The sequence below is a fragment of the Paenibacillus sp. TCA20 genome (genome assembly GCF_000732325.1).
GTDB lineage: Bacteria > Bacillota > Bacilli > Paenibacillales > Paenibacillaceae > Paenibacillus > Paenibacillus urinalis.
The window spans coordinates 15423-37015 of sequence record NZ_BBIW01000001.1 but is presented as its reverse complement, the minus strand read 5'-3'; the positions used below and the strand labels follow the sequence as shown (position 1 = coordinate 37015).

Here is a 21593-nt window from a genome sequence, read left to right as displayed (position 1 = left end):
ATGTTAGTTGCTGAGCGTTATGCGGCGATCACTCGGCTTGTTAATGATCGAGGGAGTATTCGAGTATCTGAGCTGAGCAGCTTATGCCAAGTAACAGAGGAGACGATTCGGCGGGATTTGGATCGGCTTGAAAAAGAGGGGAAGCTGAGACGTTCACATGGCGGCGCTGTACGTATAAAGCATATCGATGAACATATCGAAACACCGTACAGTGAACGCGAAGTCACTCGTATGGGGGAGAAACGGCGCATTGCGCTTGAAGCGCTGAAATTTATAGAGCCTCATGAACGGATTCTCCTTGATGCCAGTACGACCGCCTGGTACACAGCCCGGAGCTTACCGAATATCCCGCTTACGGTCCTCACGAATTCCATTCGGGTGGTGACTGAATTGTCCAGCAAAAAGCATATTGAAGTTATTGCTGCTGGCGGTCAGCTTCTGCCTGAATCGATGTCCTTTGTAGGACCGCTGGCAGAGCGCTCTCTGGAAACCTATCACGTGGATAAGCTTTTTTTATCCTGCCAAGGTGTTCATCTAGAGAGAGGCATCAGTGAAATGAATGAACTTCAGGCTAGAGTGAAGCAGAGAATGATTGGAATGTCAGATCAAGTATTCTTACTTGCAGATTCCAGCAAATTCGGTGTCCAGGCGCTTACTCATGTCTCCGGGCTTGATCGAGTACAGCAGATCATTACAAGTCATGATTTGCCAGAAGAGATTTCTAGAACACTTGTAGAGCGTTCAATACATGTCACCCTAGTTTAGTCTTGAGTAGATAAGAGGTGTATTCCAAATGAAGGTCTCTTTATTTATTACGTGCCTCAGCGATGCGATCTATCCGAGGGTAGGAGAAGCAATGGTACGCATACTGGCCCGATACGGTATCAAGCTGGATTTTCCCAAAGTCCAGACCTGCTGTGGCCAGCCTGCGTATAACAGCGGGTATTTCGATGAGGCAAGAGCGGCAGCAAGAACGATACTGGATGCTTTTGAGGATAGTGACTTTGTTGTATCTCCATCCGGTTCTTGTACTTATATGGTTCATCATTATTCAAATTTGTTCCAAGACGAGCCGCTAATGCTGGAAAAAGCAAAAAGGTTGGAAGCGAAGACCTATGAGTTCACACAGTTTCTCGTCCATGTGATGGGGATCAAGGATATAGGAGCTGTTTTCCCACACAAGGTGACCTATCACCCCTCTTGCCACGGCAGCCGGCTGCTTGGAGTAAAGAGTGAACCAATGGATCTGCTTCAGGAAGTGAGAGGCATTGATTTTGTGCCCCTGCCTTTTGCAGAGGATTGCTGCGGTTTCGGAGGCACTTTCGCCGTGAAGATGCCGGATATTTCCGGCGCAATGGTCACAGAGAAGGCGGAGCATGTCGTTGATACAGAGGCTGAGGTGCTTGTTGGATTGGATATGGCTTGTCTAATGAATATTGCGGGTCAGCTTCGTTATCGAAATAAACCGGTACGAGTCATGCATTTAGCTGAGCTGTTGTATGAGGGGGTGAAATCGTCATGATTAGTCCGGGTTCAGCAGGTCCCAAGATTCAGGTGAAGGAGCGTGCCGGTCTTGCGCTCAATGATGAGTTCCTGCGTAAAGCTGTCAAATTTACGACAGAGCGTCTCCGGGGCGGGAAGAAGCTGGCCTCCGAGGAGCATGGGCGCTGGGAAGAATGGCGTGAGCAGGGGAGGCAGATCCGGCTGCATACGATCGCCCATTTGGATTATTACTTGAATCTATTTGTGGAGAATGCCCGTGCGAACGGGGTTCATGTTCATTTTGCCGACACGGGAGAAGAAGCCGTTCGTATTGCGCTGCAAATTGCAGAGCACCGTGGTGCCAAGTCCGTCGTCAAGTCCAAATCCATGGTGTCGGAGGAGCTGCATCTTAATCATGCCCTGGAACAGGCAGGAATCGAAGCGATTGAGACCGATCTCGGTGAATACATTATTCAGCTGGCCGGTGAGATGCCTTCGCACATCGTAATCCCCGCGATTCACAAGAACAGATATCAGATTGCCGAGCTGTTGTCCGAAGTTGCAGGAGAAACACTTCCTCCGGATACGACGGTGCTTGCCGGTTTTGTTCGAAAAATATTGCGGGAGCGCTTCCTTGATGCAGATATCGGCATGACAGGCTGCAATTTTGCAATCGCCGAGACCGGTTCCATGGTGCTGTTCGAGAATGAAGGTAATGCCCGAATGGTCAGCACGCTGCCGAAGACCCAGATTACGCTGATGGGAATGGAGCGAATTATCCCGTCATGGACGGATCTGGAGGTCATGGCCACATTACTTCCCAGATCAGCGACGGGGCAGCGGATTACAATGTATATGTCCGGTATTACAGGACCGAAGCGGAATGCAGATGCAGACGGTCCAGAGCAAATGCATATCATTATTGTGGATAATGGACGTTCGCTTCAGCTTGGTGATCCCGAATTTCAGGAGCTCCTCAACTGTATCCGCTGCGGTGCATGTCTGAATGCATGTCCTGTATACCGGCACATCGGCGGGCATGCTTATGGAAGTACATACAGTGGACCGATTGGTGCGGTGCTCACCCCTGCACTGAACAAGAATGTGGCTGAATGGGATGACATCGCCAATGCATCAAGTCTATGTGGTGCCTGTTATGAGGCTTGTCCGGTCAAAATTCCTCTGCATGATATGCTGGTATCGCTGCGACGACGCAAGGTGGAGGGCGGACACGGCAACAAGGTCGAAACCGCAGGGATGAAGGCATATGCAGCCGTTGTATCCAAATCGAGCCGGTTCGGCGCGGCGATCAAGGCGGGACAAATCGGGCAGAAGCTGGTAGTCAAGAATGGAGAAATTACATTAAAAGCAGGACCGCTAAAAGGCTGGAATTCCTATCGTGTGACACCGTCCTTGGCTAAGAACAGTTTCAGGCAATCCTGGGAACGGATCGAGTCCGAGATCGAGCATGAAGCAGCTGAGATGGAGCCGACTCTTGTAGCAAGACTGCAGGCGATTCTTGATGCCAGACAGGAAAAGGGAGGTCGTAAAGGATGAGCAGGGATGAGTCCTGGCTGCGAGAGCTTACAGAGCAGTCCATGAAGAAGCAAGAGCGCTTCATGAACAATATCGCTTCCCGTCTGAAGCGACCGAGACAAACGACGACGCCTGTTCAGCCATTTCGCGGCGCACCGGACTTCTGGTATGAGATGGAGTGGGATGAGCAGGAACGCATGGAGAAATTCACTAGTCATTTCGAGAGTGTAGGCGGACATGTTATCCAGGTGACGAGCTACATGGAAGCCGGACAATTTGTTGCTGACAAAGCCGAGGAACTTGGAGCCAAGCGTGTCATTAGACAGGGACAAGCGGAGCTGATCGGCTTGGGTTTAGAGGAGCGGCTGCCTGCCTTAGATATCTCGACCTGGAATTCAGAGGATAACGTGAACTGGAAGGCCGCAGCGGCAGAAGCGGATTTCGGAGTTGTCATTGCCGATGGAGCGGCTGCTTACACCGGATCCATTCTCGTGAAATCTGCCATTGACAAAGGCCGATCCGTGAGTCTCCTGCCCACGGTCTTGTTCATTATTATCCCTGTGGAGCGGCTGAAGACAAGACTTGGTGAGCTGCTCGCCCCGCTGGATGAGCTGGGACGGGAGCAGCTGCCGGCAGGTGTACATTTTATCTCTGGACCAAGCCGATCCTCCGATATCGAGAATGAACTGACCATCGGTGTTCATGGACCGGGAATCGTTTATGCGATCCTGATGAGCTAAGAATCGAAGGAGCTCATGTAAGCTCATAAGACAAAGCCTGTTCAATGCTCTAGTCATTGACAGGTTTTTTAGTTCTGTCTGGCGCAAGATATATCTTCGAACTAAGCTTCTTAATGTATATACAAGATGAATAATTAGACTTAGTCAAATATGACCTTATACCTGTTGTAACCCTGTTGAAGAGCGTGATAGGGTAGCTATAAGCATGAAACTTATCATCAGGAGCAAACATATTTTGAAAAAAGGGAGGATGGGTTTCGCTTTTTTTTACACTGAATTGACCGTTTAACCAAAATGGTCAATCGGTTTCGGAGCTCGAATGTGACTAGTGTCTACTTAGCAAGGCTAAAAAGAAAACGTATATACTTGGAGGGAATGTGGATGTCTGTGTCTGTAAAAATACCTCAGCCCAAAACTTACGGTCCGCTGGGGAATCTGCCTCTGCTAGATGTGCATGCTCCAGTGCAGTCTCTCGTCAAAATTGCTTATGAGCAAGGTCCGATTTTTCAAATACAATATCCGGGCCGCAAAGAAATTTATATCTCGGGTCATGAGTATGTCAAGGACGCTTGTGATGAGAAGCGGTTTGACAAGCGGATCTGGGCCCCGCTCCGAAATGTGCGCCCATTTGCCGGCGATGGCTTATTTACGAGTGCTACAGATGAGCCGAACTGGAAGAAGGCTCACAATATTTTGCTATCGAGCTTCAGTCAGCGCGCCATGCAGGGCTACCATAGCAAAATGCTGGATATTGCCGTACAGCTGATTCAAAAATGGGCACGACTCAATCCCGATGAAACGGTTGATATCCCCGCAGACATGACCAGGCTGACTCTGGATACGATTGGATTATGTGGTTTTGACTATCGATTCAACAGCTTCTACCGTGAGGATCATCATCCCTTCATTGATCGTATGGTAAGAGCCCTGGATGAAGGAATGAGTCAGCTCCACCGATTGGGTATTCAGGATCTGTTCATGGTACAGAAGAAGAAGCAATTTAATGAAGATATACAGGGCATGTTTGAGCTGGTTGATGATCTGATCAGGGAACGCAAGGCACACGGAGGTAATGCAGGGGATCTATTGTCTCATATGCTGGAGGGAATCGACCCCGAGACTGGTGAATCGCTGGATCTGGAGAATATAAGGTATCAAATGATCACGTTCTTGATCGCTGGACATGAAACAACAAGCGGACTGCTGTCCTTCGCCGTTTATTATTTACTGAAGCATCCTGATAAGCTGGAGAAGGCACGGGAAGAAGTGGATCGCATATTCAAGGATTCCCTTCCAACCTACAATCAGGTTCGCGATTTAAAATATATTCGTATGGTGCTTAACGAAGCACTGAGATTATGGCCGACAGCCCCTGCCTTCTCATTATATGCCAAGGAAGATACGGAAATTGGCGGAAAATATCCGATGAAAAAAGGGGACAGTGTAACGGTGCTCATTCCCAAATTGCATCGTGACGAGCGTGTATGGGGAGTGGATGTCGATACATTCATCCCAGAGCGCTTTGAGGATCCAAGCAAGGTGCCTCATGATGCCTATAAGCCTTTTGGAAATGGTCAAAGGGCCTGCATAGGACAGCAGTTTGCCATGCAGGAAGCTACATTGGTGCTCGGCATGGTGCTGAAGCACTTTGATCTGTTTGACTACGGGGATTATCAATTGAAGGTGAAAGAAACCTTGACGCTGAAACCAGAGGATTTCAGGGTCAAACTTCGCAGCCGTGGCATGAACAATATCAGGATGGGATCTGGATCTTCTCCTGCAGATCAAGCAGACAGAGTGAACAAGCCGGCAGAAGCGAGCCACGTACCGAGTCATAACACACCGATGCTAGTACTATACGGTTCAAATCTCGGTACAGCCGAAGGGATTGCAAGAGAGGTCGCGGATACAGCTAAATATCAAGGGTTTGATGTAAATATAGCGGCTCTTGATGATTACACATCCCGTCTTCCGACGGAAGGAATTGTGTTTATTGTGACGGCATCGTACAATGGTCAGCCTCCATCGAACGCTAAGCATTTTGTAGACTGGCTGGAGCAGGCACCGGCTTCCGAATTGCAGGGAGTCAACTATATTGTGTTCGGGTGCGGCGACCATAACTGGGCTAGCACTTATCAGCGCGTACCGAGGTTCATTGATGAAACGCTGCATGCAAAAGGGGCCATCCGCTTATTAGATCGGGGTGAGAGCGATGCAAGCGGTGATTTTGAACGGGAAGTAGATGACTTTACGGAATCGCTATGGCCCGATCTAATGCAGAAGCTGCAGATCACGGTCGAAGAATCCATGAAGAAGAGAAGGAGCAGTCTATCTATTTCATATGTAGACGGTGTGGCTGCTGTACCGCTTGCGGAGACCTATCAGGCTTATCCGGCAATGATCACAGGAAGCAGGAACTTGCAGCATCAAGACAGTGGGAGATTAACCCAGCATATCGAGATCGAGCTGCCGGAAGGGATAACCTATCAGGAAGGTGATCATCTGGGCGTGCTGGCTCAAAACTCAGAGCATCTGGTAAGCAGGGTACTTAGACGTTTTGGATTAGCGGGCTCAAGTCATCTTGTTCTTCATGCCGAAGGACGCAGCAGTGCTCACCTTCCGGTAGGATCAACGGTAAGGCTTGATGATCTGCTCACACATAGTGTCGAGCTTCAGGCACCTGCCACGAGAGCACAGCTTAGAGAGCTTGCTTCGCACACGGTGTGCCCTCCTCATGCCAAGGAGCTCTATGCTCTTCTGGAGGATGACATGTATCAGAATGAAATAAGGTCCAAGCGAATAACCATGCTTGATCTGCTTGAGAAATACGAGGCATGCGAGCTTCCCTTTGAGAGATTTCTTGAGCTGCTGCCTGCGCTTGTGCCGCGATATTATTCCATATCCAGCTCTCCGAAGCTTCGACCACACACGGCAAGCATCACTGTAAGTGTGGTCCGCGGACCGGCATGGAACGGCAGAACCGAATACAGGGGAGTTGCGTCAAATTACTTGGCAGAGCTTGAGCCTGGCGCGAATATATCTGTGTTTGTACAAACTCCTGAATCTGGATTCCAGCTGCCTGACTCACCAGAGACTCCGATCATCATGATCGGACCAGGAACCGGGGTTGCTCCTTTCCGCGGCTTTATTCAGGCAAGAGATGTATGGAACAAACAAGGGATGAAGCTGGGAGAGGCCCATTTGTATTTTGGCTGCCGTAATCCCGAACACGACTTTCTCTATCAGGAAGAATTCATTTCGGCACAGGAGGAGGGTCTTGTTACACTCCATACGGCTTTTTCCCGGGTGGAAGGCCAGGACAAATGCTATGTTCAACATCTGATTCAACAAGATGCCGATCATTTGCTTAAGTTGATAGAGAATGGTACCAAAATATTCATTTGTGGAGATGGCGTGCGGATGGCGCCTGATGTGGAGAAGACACTTATCTCCAGTTATCAGCGTCATACGCAGTCCAGTGTAGAGCAAGCCGTATCGTGGCTGCGAGGGCTGGAATCCAGCGGCAGATATGTAAAGGATGTATGGGCAGGGTAAAAGGTTAAGGATGCCCGCTCTAATAGGCTTGTCTGTGACGCAGCAGAAGTGCTTGCTGCCGCAGGCAAGCCTTTTATTTTTGAGATGATGTTGGTAGAATTGGGTAGTGTTAAGTACATATTCGATTGAAGGAGGAGTTATATATATGAAAATGATGCCATTGCGTCACAAAGGAATTGATGCTAGTCAGCTGGTGCTCGGTTCCATGTCCATGGGCGGTGGATGGAACACGAATCCGATCACGCAGGAACATGTGCTTGAAGCAGAGAGAGCCGTTGATGCTGCGCGTGAAGCAGGGATTAATATGTTTGATCATGCGGACATTTACACTTTCGGCAAAGCGGAAGAAACGTTTGGCAAGCTCCTGCAGGCACAGCCCTCTCTCAGGGAAGACATCATTATACAATCCAAATGCGGCATAAGACTTCAAGACGGTGATCTTCCTGGAAGATATGACTTCTCCAAAGAACATATTTTAAATTCGGTAGATGGCATATTGAGCCGTTTGGGTACAGAATATATTGATATTTTGCTATTACATCGTCCAGATCCACTTATGGAGCCGGAAGAAATTGCGGAAGCCTTAACGTTGCTCAAATCTGCTGGCAAGGTTCGTCATTTTGGTGTTTCCAATATGAATGTGGGACAAATTGAATTCTTGCAGCGTTCGCTTCCGTATCCGATTATCGTAAACCAACTGCAGATGAGCTTGTCTCACCTTCATTTTGTTGATGAGGTGGTCTTTGTCAATCAAGCGGCTGGAACGAAGGTGAACTTTGGGGCAGGACTGCTGGAGTTCAGTCAGATGCAGGACATTCAGCTTCAAGCCTGGAGTCCACTGTCGCAAGGAATCTTCACAGGGAAGGACGTTTCGGATCAGCCAGAGCATATTCAGGCGGCAGCGAAGCTCGTTCAGGATATGGCAGAAGAGAAGGACACCACTCGTGAAGCGATCGTACTCGGCTGGCTGATGAGACATCCGGCGATGATTCAGCCGGTCATTGGTACGATCAATCCTGAGCGGATTAAAGCGACGGGGGACGCTGTTCGCCAAGGCCAGCTCATGACACGGGATGAATGGTACAAGCTGTATGTTACAGCGAGAGGACCTAGACTGCCGTAAAGAATGAGCTTCATCAGGTCAGCGACGCTGCTATTAAATTGGCATAAGCAGATGTTGTTGCTGTAAGGGAGAGTGGAGTGCACTTGGTATCCAATATAAGTCTGGTTCTATTTCTAATCCTCTCATTGGCTGCCTTGATTATTAGCATTCAGCAGCGGCGAAGAGCGGGAAAAGTGAGATTTAGCGGACTAGGTAAAGAAAATACACTGCTGCTGGTCCTGATCTATGTACTCGGCGGTATTTACTTGATAACGAGTGAAGGATGGCTAAAATACGTTATTTTCTTACTCTCGTTTGTTGTCTATTATTTGGTTAGTCAGTTTTATGTCGGGGAGAACGGTGTTAAGTTTGGCATCCATTTTATTCCTTATGATAAGGTGACAGGATACAGACCCTATGACGGATCAAATGATGTGACATTATATATTGAAGGTAAATCCAAAGGGATCGATCTCAAGCCCAAAATCGAATACCGCAGCAGTATGATCCAATCGGTGCTGGAAATGAACGGTGTTTCTGAGCAGCAACGGTGATATCTCTTCTGTAAAATAGACAAAGAAGCTGTCCGTAGTGACAGCTTCTTTGTGTTGAATTTATGGTCACTACATCCGAAATCATATGTAATCTACACCTATAAAACATTCTTATATGACGTATTATATATTGACCATTCCTCATTCGTGACGTAATATATTGGCTAAGTTAGATTTGAAAAAAATGGAAAATATGCATTTGAAAAACAATGAGATGAGGAGAGATCGGATGACGGACCAACGTGTATTCATGTTTAGTGAAGGTAATGCATCGATGCGTGAGCTTCTGGGTGGAAAAGGGGCGGACTTGGCGGAAATGACAAGAGCGGGCTTGCCCGTACCTTATGGTTTTACAATTACAACGGCTTCATGCCGGGATTATTACACGCATCTTGGACATATTCCGCTCTCCCTTATTGAAGAGATTGAAGCCGCACTCGCAAATTTGGAACAGAAGACTGGCAAAATATTCGGCGATCCAGCGAATCCGTTATTCGTTGCCGTACGTTCGGGTGCAGTAACCTCCATGCCGGGTATGATGGATACCATCCTGAACCTTGGCATGAATGATGAGACATTAGAAGGGCTTGCAGAAATTTCCGGCAATCGCAAATATGCGCTGGAATGCTATGCCCGTTTTATACAAATGTATGGACATGTGGTGATGGGAATCGAGAATAATGCATTCTCGAAATTACTGCGTCAGCTCAACACAGCTCAAGGGATGGAACATATCGGACAGCTTGAACAAGCAGAACTTGCGGAGCTGATCGATAAGTACAAATCACTCATTCATCAGCGTGCCAAGAAGCCAATCCCGCAAAATGTAAGAGAGCAGTTAATTGATGCTGTACGCGCGGTCTTCCGGTCCTGGTCGAATCCGAGGGCCAAAGTATATCGCAAGGTTCATAAAATTCCAGAGGATCAGGGAACAGCTGTCAGTATTCAGGAAATGGTATTCGGCAATCTGGATGAGTACAGTGGGACGGGTGTGCTTTTTACTCGAAACCCATCCACGGGTGTTCATGAAATTCTGGGGGAGTATCTGCCTTCGGCCCAAGGAGAAGAAGTGGTCATGGGTATCCGTACTCCGTTCGGAATATCATATCTCGCCCAAACGATGCCAGCCGTTTATGAAGAGCTTCACGAAGCAGCATCCAGGCTGGAAGCTTGGTATGGAGATATACAGGACATTGAATTTACGATTGAGCAAGGCAAGCTGTACATACTGCAGACTCGTGGAGCAAGGCGGACTGCCCAAGCAGCCATGAAAGCAGCAGTCGATTATGCGAAAGAAGGCATTATTACCAAGGAAGAAGCTTTGCTTCGAATTGAGCCTGAGCATCTGAATCAGCTGCTGCATCAATCGATTGAAGCTCAGGATGCGGACAAAGTTGTGGCAACAGGCCTTCCAGCTTCTCCCGGTGCCGTGAGCGGTGCGCTTGTGTTTGATTCCGAAACGGCAGAAGCATGGACTTCTGTGGGCAAAAGAGTTATTTTGGTGCGCAGAGAAACAACACCTCAGGATATTCATGGTGTTATTGCCGCCGAAGGCCTGCTTACACTCCGGGGAGGCATGACGAGCCATGCAGCGGTGGTCGCAAGAGGAATGGGAACGCCCTGTGTGTGCGGCTGCGAAGAAATGGAGCTTCGTGAGGACGCGAAGGAGCTGATCTGTGGGGAATATACCTTCCGTGAAGGAGATCTGATCTCGCTGGATGGGGCAACGGGCCAGGTGTATGCAGGTGAGATCAAGCTGAAGGATCCCGAAATTTCAGAGGAATTGTCTCTTGTTCTAAGCTGGGCGGATGAGATCAAGCAGATGAAGGTATATGCAAATATTGATCAGCCTGGTGATGTACAATATGCACGCAAATGGGGAGCCGAAGGAATAGGCTTATGCCGTACAGAGCATATGTTCCTGTCACCCTTCAGACTGCCGCTGATTCAGCGGGTCATTGTCGCCGGAAATACCCAGGAGCGTCAAGAGGCACTATATCGCTTATTGCCGATTCAGCAATCGGATTTTGAGCAGATCTTTACGGAGATGGATGGGCTGCCAGTCACCATTCGTTTGCTGGACCCGCCGCTGCATGAATTTTTGCCGAAGCTTGAAGTACTTGAAGGCAGAAAAGAGCATCTTCGCATGATAACGATGGACGGAGATACCGATGAGCTGGACAAAGTGGAGCGAGTTATATCCAAGGTACAGGAGTTAAGAGAGACGAATCCCATGCTTGGCTGGAGAGGTGCAAGGCTTGGAATAGTATTCCCCGAAATTTATGATATGCAAATAGAGGCAATCTTCCGCGCAGCCGCGAACTGTATAGATCGGGGGATATCGGTTGTACCTGAAATCATGATACCTCTGGTAGGCCACGCCAATGAGCTGTCCACGCTGAGAAGGCTTGTGGATGAAGTGGCGGAGCAAGTGCTGAGAGAGAATCTGAGACATTGTCCGTATCGGGTTGGCACGATGATCGAAGTTCCACGTGCAGCCTTGACCGCCGCAGAGATCGCGAAGCATGCTGATTTTTTCTCTTTTGGCACAAATGATCTGACACAAATGACGCTCGGCTATAGCAGAGATGATGCAGAACGCAGATTCCTCAGCCAATATATGGAGCAGAAGATTGTTGAAGCCAACCCTTTCGAAGTATTGGATGAGGAAGGCGTTGGTGAGCTGATGAAGCTGGCTCTGACTAGAGGACGTTCCTGGAAGCCTCAGCTTGTGGCAGGATTGTGCGGGGAACATGGTGGCGATCGTGAATCTATTCGTTTCTGTCATCAGATTGGACTGGATTATGTCAGCTGCTCACCGTATCGCGTGCCTTTTGCCCGCATTGCTGCTGCGCAAGCACAAATACGGGAGCGAAATGTGTCAGTGCCTCAGGTTGGCTCAGAGGTAACGAGCACTGCATAATCATGAACACGACTAGCAATAATGTAAGCTCATCATCTATTTGTACGGTAACTGGTAATGGGGGCATATTGTGATTGAACTAACAGGAAGACAACAACGCATTGTAGATATTGTTCAGGAAAGTGCTCCCATTACGGGGGATCAAATTGCTGACCGCTTGTCACTATCCAAGCCGACGATTAGAGCCGATCTTTCCTTACTTGTAATGACAGGTTACTTGTCTGCGAAGCCCAAGGTTGGATATTTTCTCGGTCGTGTTATGTCTGCATCAGACAGGTACTTGACGGAAATAGGAGAAATGAAAGTGAAGGATGTACAGAGTGTACCCGTAGTGGTATATGGACATACCACCATCCATGAGGCCGTAGTGACCTTGTTCTTGGAGGATGTTGGAACACTGCTGGTGATTAACTCAGAGGGCGCACTGATTGGAATTGTCTCTCGGAAGGATTTGCTTAAGGTGACCTTAGGAGATCAGGACATTCGAGAGATTCCGGTCAGCCTGATGATGACAAGAGAGCCGAATATGATATCAGTGTCACCGGAGGATCGAATTATAGATGCTGTTGGAAAAATGGTGTTTCATGAGATCGACAGCTTGCCTGTTATTAAATGGGAGAACAATGAGCTGGTCGGCCGGATATCGAAGACAACGATCGTAAGAGTATTATTTGAGGCGTTTGATTCGGTACACCACGAAGGGTGAGTATGAATAAAGCAGCAGGGGGAAAAGAGGATGCATTTCGTCGCCGTTTGTTCAGATTCTCTAGGGGAAACAGCTGACCTTGTTGTAAGAGCCGCACTGCGACAATTTGAGTCATTAAACATTCAGCTGAGACGTTATCCCCAAATCCGCAGTGAAGATGAGATTAGAGAGCTGATGGAAGAGGTTCACCGTAAATCCGGTTTTGTCGCCTATACACTGGTTCAGCCTGAGCTGCGTGAAGCGATCAAAGAAGAATCGGTTCGACTAGGCATTCGAACGGTGGACATCATGGGCCCAATGATGCAGGCCTTTATTGATACGTTCCATGATTCGCCAACACAGCGTCCGGGTGTGCTGCACCGATTGGATGAAGACTACTTTAGACGCGTGGAAGCAGTCGAATTTGCAGTAAAGTGTGACGATGGCAAAGACACAAGTGCCATTGTCAAAGCAGATATTATTCTGCTTGGCGTATCCCGGACCTCAAAAACACCGCTGAGTATATTTCTTGCGCATAAAGGCTATAAGGTTGTCAATTATCCCATCGTACCAGAGATCAAGCCTCCTGAACCGTTAAACGAGCCAATCAAAGGTCAAATTGTCGGGTTGACTATGGATGCAGAGCATCTGCTGAAAATTCGCTCAGAACGGCTTAAAGTCATGGGACTACCCAACGGGTCAAAATACGCTTCACTCGCTAGGATCGTTACAGAGCTGGAATATGCTTATGAACTGTTTGATCGGCTGGGATGTCCGGTTATAGACGTAACAGATAAAGCCATTGAAGAGACAGCAGGCATAATATTGGGTTATCTCTAGTGGATACGAAAAAGGTATAGCGCGACCGTACGAATGATTAGTAATAGAGGAATAGATGCAGATGTTATAGGAGCCAAAGGAGCCTGCCCGGGCTTCTTTGTTCTTTGTTCGATATCATTTTTAAAGTTTAGAACGGTGCCTTGATGGGTTACTTAATCACAAGTGGATGTAGAAGGAGATGTAATCGAACATGATTATAAGAGAACAAGCACAGCACTTCATTATGATCGAACAGCATGAGCATGCCAGACTGTCGGGAGAGATTGCCTCCAGACTCTTACCGGAATTGTTTATCAGGGATACATATAAGAAGGACGTTTTGTATGCTATATATGAGCATGACCGGGCTTGGATTCGGGTAGATCAGGTGCCGATATGGAATGACAAGGAGAAGGAGCCTTATTATTTTGTCAATTATCCTTATCCAGTGAAGCTGAGAATGTATCAGGCCGGAATTGAAGAAGTAGAGGAGCACAGTCCCTACGCGGCCTATCTGGTCAGTCATCATTTCACCCAGTTTCCCGATATACAGAACGGGACAGATGAGTTCAGCATCGCTTTTTGCGAAGAGGAGGAGCATAGACAGCAGCGTTTACGTAGAGCGGCGGCGCCGCAGGAAGCCGAGGTTGTTGACCAGCATTCCCGCCTTCTTGAGTTCTGTGATGATCTCTCCCTCTATGTGTGCATGAATGAACCTGGAGTCACTAAGCAGGAGGAACATCCCTGGTTCAAGAACGGATTGACTCAAGTCAGCACAGCAGATTCTGATGCGCCTTCACTTCAGGCAAAATGGCTGGACAGCCAGACGATACAGGTGACACCATCCCCTTTTGCCGCGCCGTTTCAGACGGAGCTGTCGTATAAGAGAGTATCCAAGCAATGGATTGAAGAAAAGGGATTGAGTGATGCCTACGAGCAAACGCCGGAAATGAAGCAGACACTGCTTTTTCGATGAGTGCAAGTAAGGATATGAACAATTAAAATAAAAATATCACCGAACAGGAGTGCCTTCATTAAAAGGAAGCTCCTGTTTTTTGTATGAATCAAACTCACAGCTCATTAAATTAGAACAAAAACAATATAAATGTTATAATGGATCACATATTTCGTAAAAAGATTATAAAATTTTAGATTTAGAATGGGGTCAATTCAATTGAAAGAAAAAAAGACAGGGCTGGGTAGGTCTTTATTTGTTATTGTGTTTGTGCTCATGATGGCAAAGCTGACATTATTCCGCTTTTTTGTATTCAGAGACATCTCATGGGACCGCATTGCTGTAGATGCGATAGCTGTTCTGGTCGTTCTATGCTTATGGGAGCTTCTCTTCTCAGGGAGATGGAAGGGAACAGCTTATTGGAGCTTGAACACGCTGTTCTCGATCATTCTGTTTGCGGCAACGATTTATAACGTTCAGTTTGGTTCCATACCGACATATACGACACTGCTTAGTCTGAATCAAGTGCCGCAGGTTGCCTCAAGTATCGGTTTACTGATCGAGCCGAAGCACTTTTGGTTTTTTGCGGACGTCATGGTGATGACGATCTTATGGCTCATATACAGAGTACAAGGTAAACGAAGCGTTTATACGCGACAGCTGTCCCGAATCGGTATTTTATCGGTCGCGGTCATTGGTCTGGTCATGTCTGGTTTGACGATTGCCAAGGATGGTTCGATCGAAAATGAAACCGTTCGTGCCGATGAGCTCGGGTTCCTGAATTATCAGGTGGCACAGGCGATCCTTGCGAATCAGCAGAATAAATTAATTGCTGCCGGTGATATTGAGGAGACGGTTAAGGAGATTAACGAGCACCAAGCCACCTACCCATATCAGCAGCAACCCGAACAAGATGGTGAGGAAACGACGCCAGAAGGATTCGGTGCAGCAAAAGGGAAGAATCTAATTATCGTACAGCTGGAATCATTTCAAAACTTCCCGGTTCGACAGCAGGTAGAGGGACAAGAGGTCACTCCTGTGCTCAATGATCTCATCGAGGAGAGCATGTATTTTCCACATGTATTTCAGCAAATAGGACAAGGCAATACCTCGGATGCTGAATTTATTACGAATACATCAATCTATCCGATTGGGACGATGGCGATGGCGACCGGGTTTGGCGACCGTGTGCTGCCAAGTCTGCCGCGCCTTGTACAGAATGAAGGATATACAGCACAGACCTTCCACGTTAACAATGTGAGCTTTTGGGATCGGAACAAAATGTATCCAGCCCTTCATTTTGATCAATATTTTGATAAGCCATATTTTACAAATGATCAATTTAACGATTTTGGTGCTTCCGATGAAGAAATGTATCGTGTAGGACTTGAGAAGCTGGTGGATCTGGATGCGCAGAACAAGCCGTTCTACGCACATTTTATCGCAACTTCAAGTCATGCGCCTTTCAAAGTACCGCAGGATCGTATGCAAATGGAAGTTCCACAGCAGCTGGCAGGCACTGCCTTGGGTGATTACCTGACATCACTGAATTATGCTGATTATGCTCTGGGAACACTTATTGAAGGGTTGAAGGAAGAAGGACTGTGGGAGGACACCATTCTCGTCGTCTACGGTGATCACTTTGGCTTGCAGAATCAGAGCACTTCCCCAGAGCAGGTTGAGGCTGCTCTAGGCGTTCCTTATCATGAACAGATCAGCCGCTTCAATATACCGCTCGTCATTCATGTACCCGGAATGGAAGGACGTCAGATTGACACGGTTGGCGGACAAATGGATATATTGCCTACGGTCTCGAACCTTCTCGGAATTTCTTTGAAGGATTCGAATTTTACTGCACTAGGACAGGATCTGCTTAATATTGACCAGAATGTCATCGGGATGAGATATTACATGCCGACAGGTACGTTCTTCAATAATGAAGTCATGTTCGTTCCGGGCAGCGGCTTTGAGGATGGACGGGCGATTTCGCTGACAACGCTGGAACCCGTCGCCGATATTTCGAAGTATCGCGCCGATTACGATTATATTATGAAGCTGATGAAGCTCTCGGATGAATATGTGAAGCTGCTTCCGAAGCGAGGATTCTGATATGATAGAAGGACACCGTTAACATAACGGTGTCCTTTAATTTTGGAGCTGCAATAGAATGGCATTTTACGGTAAGGAAGGGTGAATGAAATTGATCAAATTAAGTGTATTAGAGCATGGCTACATAAAAGAAGGGTTCACGGTTCGCGATGCCTTGAGTGAAGCGACAGAGCTGATTCAATTCACCGAAAGTCTGGGATATCACCGGTTTTGGGTTTCAGAGCATCATGGCATGCCAGCACTCTCTTTTTCCAGTCCGGAAGTGATGATCTCGCACTTGGCTTCTCACAGCTCACGCATCCGTGTTGGTTCGGGAGGTATTATGCTGCCCCACTACAGTGCCTATAAAGTGGCTGAGAATTTCCGTCTGTTAGAGGCTTTATATCCGGGCCGGATTGATCTGGGAATCGGGAGAGCTACAGGCGCCATGCCGCTCGCGACAGCAGCTTTAAACGAAGGGAAACGGATGAATTCACAGCAATTTCCGGTCCAAATCGATGATCTGATCGGTTACTTATATGAGGATCTCCCGGAGGATCACCGATATGCTAACCTGAAGGCCATTCCGCTGATCGACAGTGTCCCGGAGCTGTGGGTGCTCGGATCAAGCAGTGAAGGAGGAAAGATCGCGGCAAGACATGGCGTTTCCTACTCGTTTGCTCAATTCTTTGGTGTACCTGGAGGAGAAGAAGCGATTCATCATTATAAAGCCGGGTTCCAGCCTTCCATCGTGAGGGATACCCCCCGAACGATGATTACCATTAGTGTGATTTGCGCAGATACGGAGGAGGAAGCGAAGAGCCTTGCTTCAAGCAATCAGCTCTATTTTCTTGCGTTGATGCGAGGTGCACAGCTATCCGGCTTCCCATCGGTGGAGACATCGCTTCAATATCCTTATACCGCAGTAGAGAAGGAGCAGATTAACAGCAGGAGGCATCTCAGCATTGTGGGTGATCCAGAGCAGGTGAAGAGAGGAATACTCCGCATCAGCGAGTTTTATAATGTGGACGAAATTATGATTGCATCTGCTATCCACGATTTTGAAGCAAGGAAGAGATCATTTCAGCTGATTGCGGAAGTGATGAGGGAAGGGGAAGAATAAATTGATCAAGAACGAAAAAATTAAAGCAGCTGAAGTAGAGGTTACCGGCATAGATGGGGAAGATCTCGGTGTGATGAAGACCGCCGAAGCGCTCGCACTAGCCAAGAAGCTAAAGGTAGATCTGGTATGCACATCACTCATGAGCAGTCCTCCGCCATGCAGGCTAGTTGGAGCGGGAGCTGCCAAGCAGGAAGCGGCGGCCGAGAAGCGTAAGAGCCGTGAGCCGAAGATCAAAGAGATCCGTCTGAGTCCTCATATCGAGGAGCATGATTATGATACGAAGAAGACTCAAATGGAACGTATCCTTAAATCTGGTGATATAGTGAAGCTGGTTGTGAAGATTCAAAAGAAAGACGGAGATCTGGCGAAATCACTTCTTGAGGGCCTTATACGTGATTTGAAGGAATACGGCACGCCAAAGACGGGAATTCAGCTTAGCGGCAAACAGGCAGTCGTTGAATTAATGCCATAAAAAATATTTTTTTAAAACAAGGTATAAACATTGGAATACAATTCATTTAACGATATAATCGTATAGGGAAATACATCCTAACTGGATGCTCACACATGATGACAACAACATATTAACGGAGGTCTCAATAAAATGGGGAAAACATTGATTTTTGGACACAAAAATCCGGATACGGACACGATCTGTTCTGCAATTGCCTATGCTGATCTTAAGGTTAAACTGGGTCTTGAAGCAGAAGCCGTTCGTCTTGGAGAAGTAAATGGTGAAACACAATTTGCTCTCGATTTCTTCAACGTGGATGCACCGCGTCTTGTAGAGACTGTAGCAAATGAAACAAACAGCGTTATTCTGGTTGACCATAACGAGCGTCAACAAAGCGTAAGTGATATTGATCAGGTTCAAATTACAGAAGTTATTGATCACCACAGAATTGCCAATTTCGAGACAAGCCAGCCGCTGTACTATCGCGCAGAGCCAGTGGGCTGCACTGCAACGATTCTTAACAAGCTGTACAAAGAGAATAATGTGGAGATTACGAAACCGATTGCGGGTCTGATGCTGTCTGCTATTATTTCAGATTCTCTCTTGTTTAAATCACCGACATGCACAGAGCAGGATATTGCTGCAGCCAAGGAACTGGCTGAGATTGCAGGTGTCGACGCCAGCGTGTACGGTCTTGATATGCTCAAAGCAGGTGCTGATCTTAGCAAAAAATCCGTTCCTCAGCTCCTTACGCTTGATGCGAAGGAATTCTCAATGGGTGAGTTCAAGGTTGAAATTGCACAAGTCAACACGGTGGATGTCAACGATCTGCTTGTCAAACAAGCGGAGCTTGAGGCTGTCATTTATCAAACCATTGCTGAGAAGAATCTCGACCTGTTCGTATTTGTAATTACAGATATTCTTAACAATGACTCTGCTGCGATTGCACTTGGACACAAGGCTGAGGCAGTTGAGCGTGCATACAATGTTCAGCTCGTGGACAACAAGGCTCTTCTGAAAGGCGTTGTTTCCCGTAAATCTCAGATCGTTCCTGTACTGACAGAAGCATTGTCATAATCGTATGCTCCAATACAAAAGGGTTGTTCTAATTGCAGTTATACTGCATTAGGACAACCCTTTTTATCTTATGAAGAGCTCTGCTGTAATCTCTACAGCTGGAAAGCTCGGCACACATTAAGTGCGCATCCCGTAATGACTGCGTCTTCCTTAAGCTTCCCTTTTGAGAATAAGGGCTCATATCTAGGATAATAGAAGGTATTCTTCTTGGCGATATGTGTTGCTGTATCAAAGTATAGTGCATTGTAATTGACTAAGGATCCACCTAATATAACGATCTCCGGATGAAACATATTAATCAAATTGGCTAGCCCTATACCAAAATAAACGGCGGACTGCTCAAATATTTCCCGTGCAAAAGGATCTTCTGTATCCAACGCTTTGAGAAGATGCTCAAACTGGATTCGATCGGGAGGCAATGAGCTGAGTACGGGACCGAGGGCTCTACCGGCCTTGGCCTGTGAACGTGCCGTCCTCTCAAGCGCTTGAATGGAGGCGTATGCCTCTAGTGCTCCATAATTGCCAATAGGACCGAGCCGCTGACCATCGATTTGCACGATCATTTGACCGATTGAGCCTTCTGTATCCACCGTACCATGCACGATTTGGCCCTGAGACATAATAGCAGATCTGAGGCTGACTCCGGCATGAACATAGAGTGCATGCTGAATACCTTGATCACGCATCGCCCAGGCTTCTCCGATAAGTGCAGCGTTAACTCCGTTCTCGAGATAAGCCTTCCAGCCTGTGGCATTCTCAAACTGCTGACATATGGGAATATTACGCCAGCCTGGTGCTGGAAAGTATAATGGATCGAGAATGATCCCCCTGTTTCGATCGACAGGTCCGACTGCACCAATACCCATACCTAATATTTGTGAAGGCTCCAGCTGATGATCCTTGAGAAAGCTCCTCATGTGACCGGAAGCAAATTCTACAAACCGCTCAGGCGTCATCGATTCATCCATCCGCCAGCGCATCACAGATTTCGGATTCATTGCCATGTCAAACAGACCGAGTGTGGAAGAGAACCGGGAAATTTCAAGGCCAAATATGTATTGGTAATCAGGTTCAATCTGATAGAGAATGGGGCGACGTCCTCCACTGGAGACGCCTAGGCTTGCCGCCTGAATAAGACCTTCGCTTGTCATCTCTTCAAGCAGGCGGGTAAGTGTACTACTCGTTAGTGAAAAAGCATCTAATAGTTCAGCCTTGGAAATAGGACCATGCTCAGCAATCCAGGAATAAATTAATTTTTGTTTGATTGTAATACAGGTTCTTTTTTGTTCATGAACGTCGCTGCTCCAATGAATAAGGTTATTTTTCACTACAGATATGATAACGATTATAACTCAGCCTTGAGCCAAAGACCATTGACTAACCTATTATTCATATGGATTGAATCAATTTCATAATACCTTTAGCTGCTTGATTAAACTCCAAATTGAAAAAAGTGATATGATAATTAAATTGAGGCGGTATGGAGAGTATTACGAATTTTTAAATAGAAAGAAGTGACACGTAAAACGATGCAGAATAACAGCTGCTGTTCAGCCAGTAGATCTTCACACCCGCTGCATAGTGCAGCAGATATTCAAGCACAGTTCAAACAGGACACGAATCCGTCCTCTTCAGCCAGCATTCATATGAATTGGGTGGATATTCCGGCAGGATCTTTTGATATGGGGACGAATACGTCAGAAGGTTTCCCGAGTGATGGAGAAGGGCCTGTTCGAGAGGTATACGTGGATTCCTTTCGTATGTCAGCCTATACTGTAACAAATGAACAATTTCGACAATTTATCGAAGCCACGGGTTATGTAACCGAGTCCGAGAGATATGGCTGGTCTTACGTATTCCATCTCTTTGTCTCTGAGGAGACCAGACAGCAGGTCCGAAGCACACCTCAACAAGTGCCATGGTGGTATGTCGTAGAAGGAGCAGATTGGAAACGGCCAGAGGGACCCGATTCAAGCATAGTGGACCGGCTTAACCATCCGGTTGTACATATCTCTTGGAATGATGCCGTGGCTTACTGTGCCTGGTCTGGAACGAGACTACCAACAGAAGCGGAATGGGAGTATGCGGCACGGGGCGGTTTGAAGCGGAAGACATATCCTTGGGGCGATTTACTCAAGCAGGATGGAAGGCATATGTGTAACATCTGGCAGGGAAAGTTCCCCGTCAAGAATAATGCAAGTGACGGCCATATTGGCACCGCTCCTGTGGACTCCTATGAGCCAAATGGATATGGATTATATAATGTTGCAGGTAATGTATGGGAATGGTGTGCAGATTGGTTCACCCAGGGATATCATCGGGAAACATCAGCGGATAACCCGCTATACCATAGGGAAACGGGCAGAAAGTCAATGCGCGGCGGTTCCTATCTGTGTCACCGGTCATATTGTAACCGTTACCGGGTCGCGGCCCGGAGCAGCAATACGCCAGACAGCTCAACAGGAAACTTAGGTTTTCGCGTTGTCCAACTCTAATAAAT

General features: G+C 47.3%; 17 protein-coding genes. 16 read left to right on the top strand and 1 reads right to left on the bottom strand.

The features are described 5' to 3' along the window. From TCA2_RS00125 to TCA2_RS00055, 15 genes are all read left to right on the top strand, one after another. Positions 1-765, top strand: coding sequence for a DeoR/GlpR family DNA-binding transcription regulator (locus tag TCA2_RS00125; RefSeq protein ID WP_047909546.1), 765 nt, complete (start codon positions 1-3; stop codon positions 763-765). A 28-nt stretch (positions 766-793) separates the two neighbouring features. Beyond that, positions 794-1522, top strand: coding sequence for a (Fe-S)-binding protein (locus TCA2_RS00120; RefSeq protein WP_047909545.1), 729 nt, complete (start codon positions 794-796; stop codon positions 1520-1522). After that, positions 1519-3039 (top strand): LutB/LldF family L-lactate oxidation iron-sulfur protein, encoded by a 1521-nt coding sequence (locus TCA2_RS00115; RefSeq protein WP_047909544.1) that lies wholly within the window; start codon positions 1519-1521, stop codon positions 3037-3039. Before TCA2_RS00120 ends, TCA2_RS00115 begins: the two co-directional genes overlap by 4 nt. Continuing rightward, positions 3036-3758, top strand: coding sequence for an LUD domain-containing protein (locus tag TCA2_RS00110; RefSeq protein WP_047909543.1), 723 nt, complete (start codon positions 3036-3038; stop codon positions 3756-3758). Before TCA2_RS00115 ends, TCA2_RS00110 begins: the two co-directional genes overlap by 4 nt. A 381-nt stretch (positions 3759-4139) precedes the next feature. Beyond that, positions 4140-7313, top strand: a complete 3174-nt coding sequence (locus TCA2_RS00105; RefSeq protein ID WP_047909542.1) for a bifunctional cytochrome P450/NADPH--P450 reductase — start codon at positions 4140-4142, stop codon at positions 7311-7313. A gap of 145 nt (positions 7314-7458) precedes the next feature. After that, positions 7459-8436, top strand: a complete 978-nt coding sequence (locus TCA2_RS00100; protein WP_047909541.1) for an aldo/keto reductase family oxidoreductase — start codon at positions 7459-7461, stop codon at positions 8434-8436. Between the two features lie 83 nt (positions 8437-8519). Next, a complete protein-coding gene (locus TCA2_RS00095) occupies positions 8520-8969 on the top strand; it encodes a hypothetical protein (RefSeq protein WP_047909540.1) in 450 nt (149 codons plus the stop codon). Positions 8970-9198: 229 nt separating this feature from the next. Beyond that, the gene (gene ppdK / locus TCA2_RS00090) at positions 9199-11892 is read left to right on the top strand and encodes a pyruvate, phosphate dikinase (protein WP_047909539.1); all 2694 of its coding nucleotides are present in this window, start codon (positions 9199-9201) and stop codon (positions 11890-11892) included. 70 nt (positions 11893-11962) lie between these two features. After that, entirely contained in the window at positions 11963-12598 is a 636-nt protein-coding gene (locus TCA2_RS00085; protein ID WP_047909538.1) for a helix-turn-helix transcriptional regulator, read from the top strand. A gap of 30 nt (positions 12599-12628) precedes the next feature. Continuing rightward, positions 12629-13417 (top strand): pyruvate, water dikinase regulatory protein, encoded by a 789-nt coding sequence (locus tag TCA2_RS00080; RefSeq protein ID WP_047909537.1) that lies wholly within the window; start codon positions 12629-12631, stop codon positions 13415-13417. A gap of 190 nt (positions 13418-13607) precedes the next feature. Next, the gene (locus TCA2_RS00075; protein WP_047909536.1) at positions 13608-14372 is read left to right on the top strand and encodes a DUF3891 family protein; all 765 of its coding nucleotides are present in this window, start codon (positions 13608-13610) and stop codon (positions 14370-14372) included. A 198-nt stretch (positions 14373-14570) separates the two neighbouring features. Continuing rightward, the gene (locus tag TCA2_RS00070) at positions 14571-16460 is read left to right on the top strand and encodes an LTA synthase family protein (RefSeq protein ID WP_370510299.1); all 1890 of its coding nucleotides are present in this window, start codon (positions 14571-14573) and stop codon (positions 16458-16460) included. Positions 16461-16551: 91 nt separating this feature from the next. Beyond that, complete coding sequence (locus TCA2_RS00065) at positions 16552-17562, top strand: LLM class flavin-dependent oxidoreductase (protein ID WP_047910173.1); 1011 nt, start codon at positions 16552-16554, stop codon at positions 17560-17562. A 1-nt stretch (position 17563) separates the two neighbouring features. Beyond that, complete coding sequence (gene infC / locus TCA2_RS00060; protein ID WP_047909534.1) at positions 17564-18034, top strand: translation initiation factor IF-3; 471 nt, start codon at positions 17564-17566, stop codon at positions 18032-18034. Positions 18035-18166: 132 nt separating this feature from the next. Then, entirely contained in the window at positions 18167-19093 is a 927-nt protein-coding gene (locus TCA2_RS00055) for a manganese-dependent inorganic pyrophosphatase (protein WP_047909533.1), read from the top strand. A 92-nt stretch (positions 19094-19185) separates the two neighbouring features. Here TCA2_RS00055 and TCA2_RS00050 read toward each other — a convergent pair whose 3' ends face one another. Beyond that, positions 19186-20421, bottom strand: coding sequence for an ROK family transcriptional regulator (locus TCA2_RS00050; protein ID WP_238546248.1), 1236 nt, complete (start codon positions 20419-20421; stop codon positions 19186-19188). Positions 20422-20622: 201 nt separating this feature from the next. Here TCA2_RS00050 and TCA2_RS00045 point away from each other — a divergent pair, with 201 nt between their 5' ends. Next, positions 20623-21588: a formylglycine-generating enzyme family protein gene (locus TCA2_RS00045; protein WP_047909532.1), complete on the top strand. Its 966-nt coding sequence runs from the start codon at positions 20623-20625 to the stop codon at positions 21586-21588. Positions 21589-21593 lie beyond the last annotated feature (5 nt).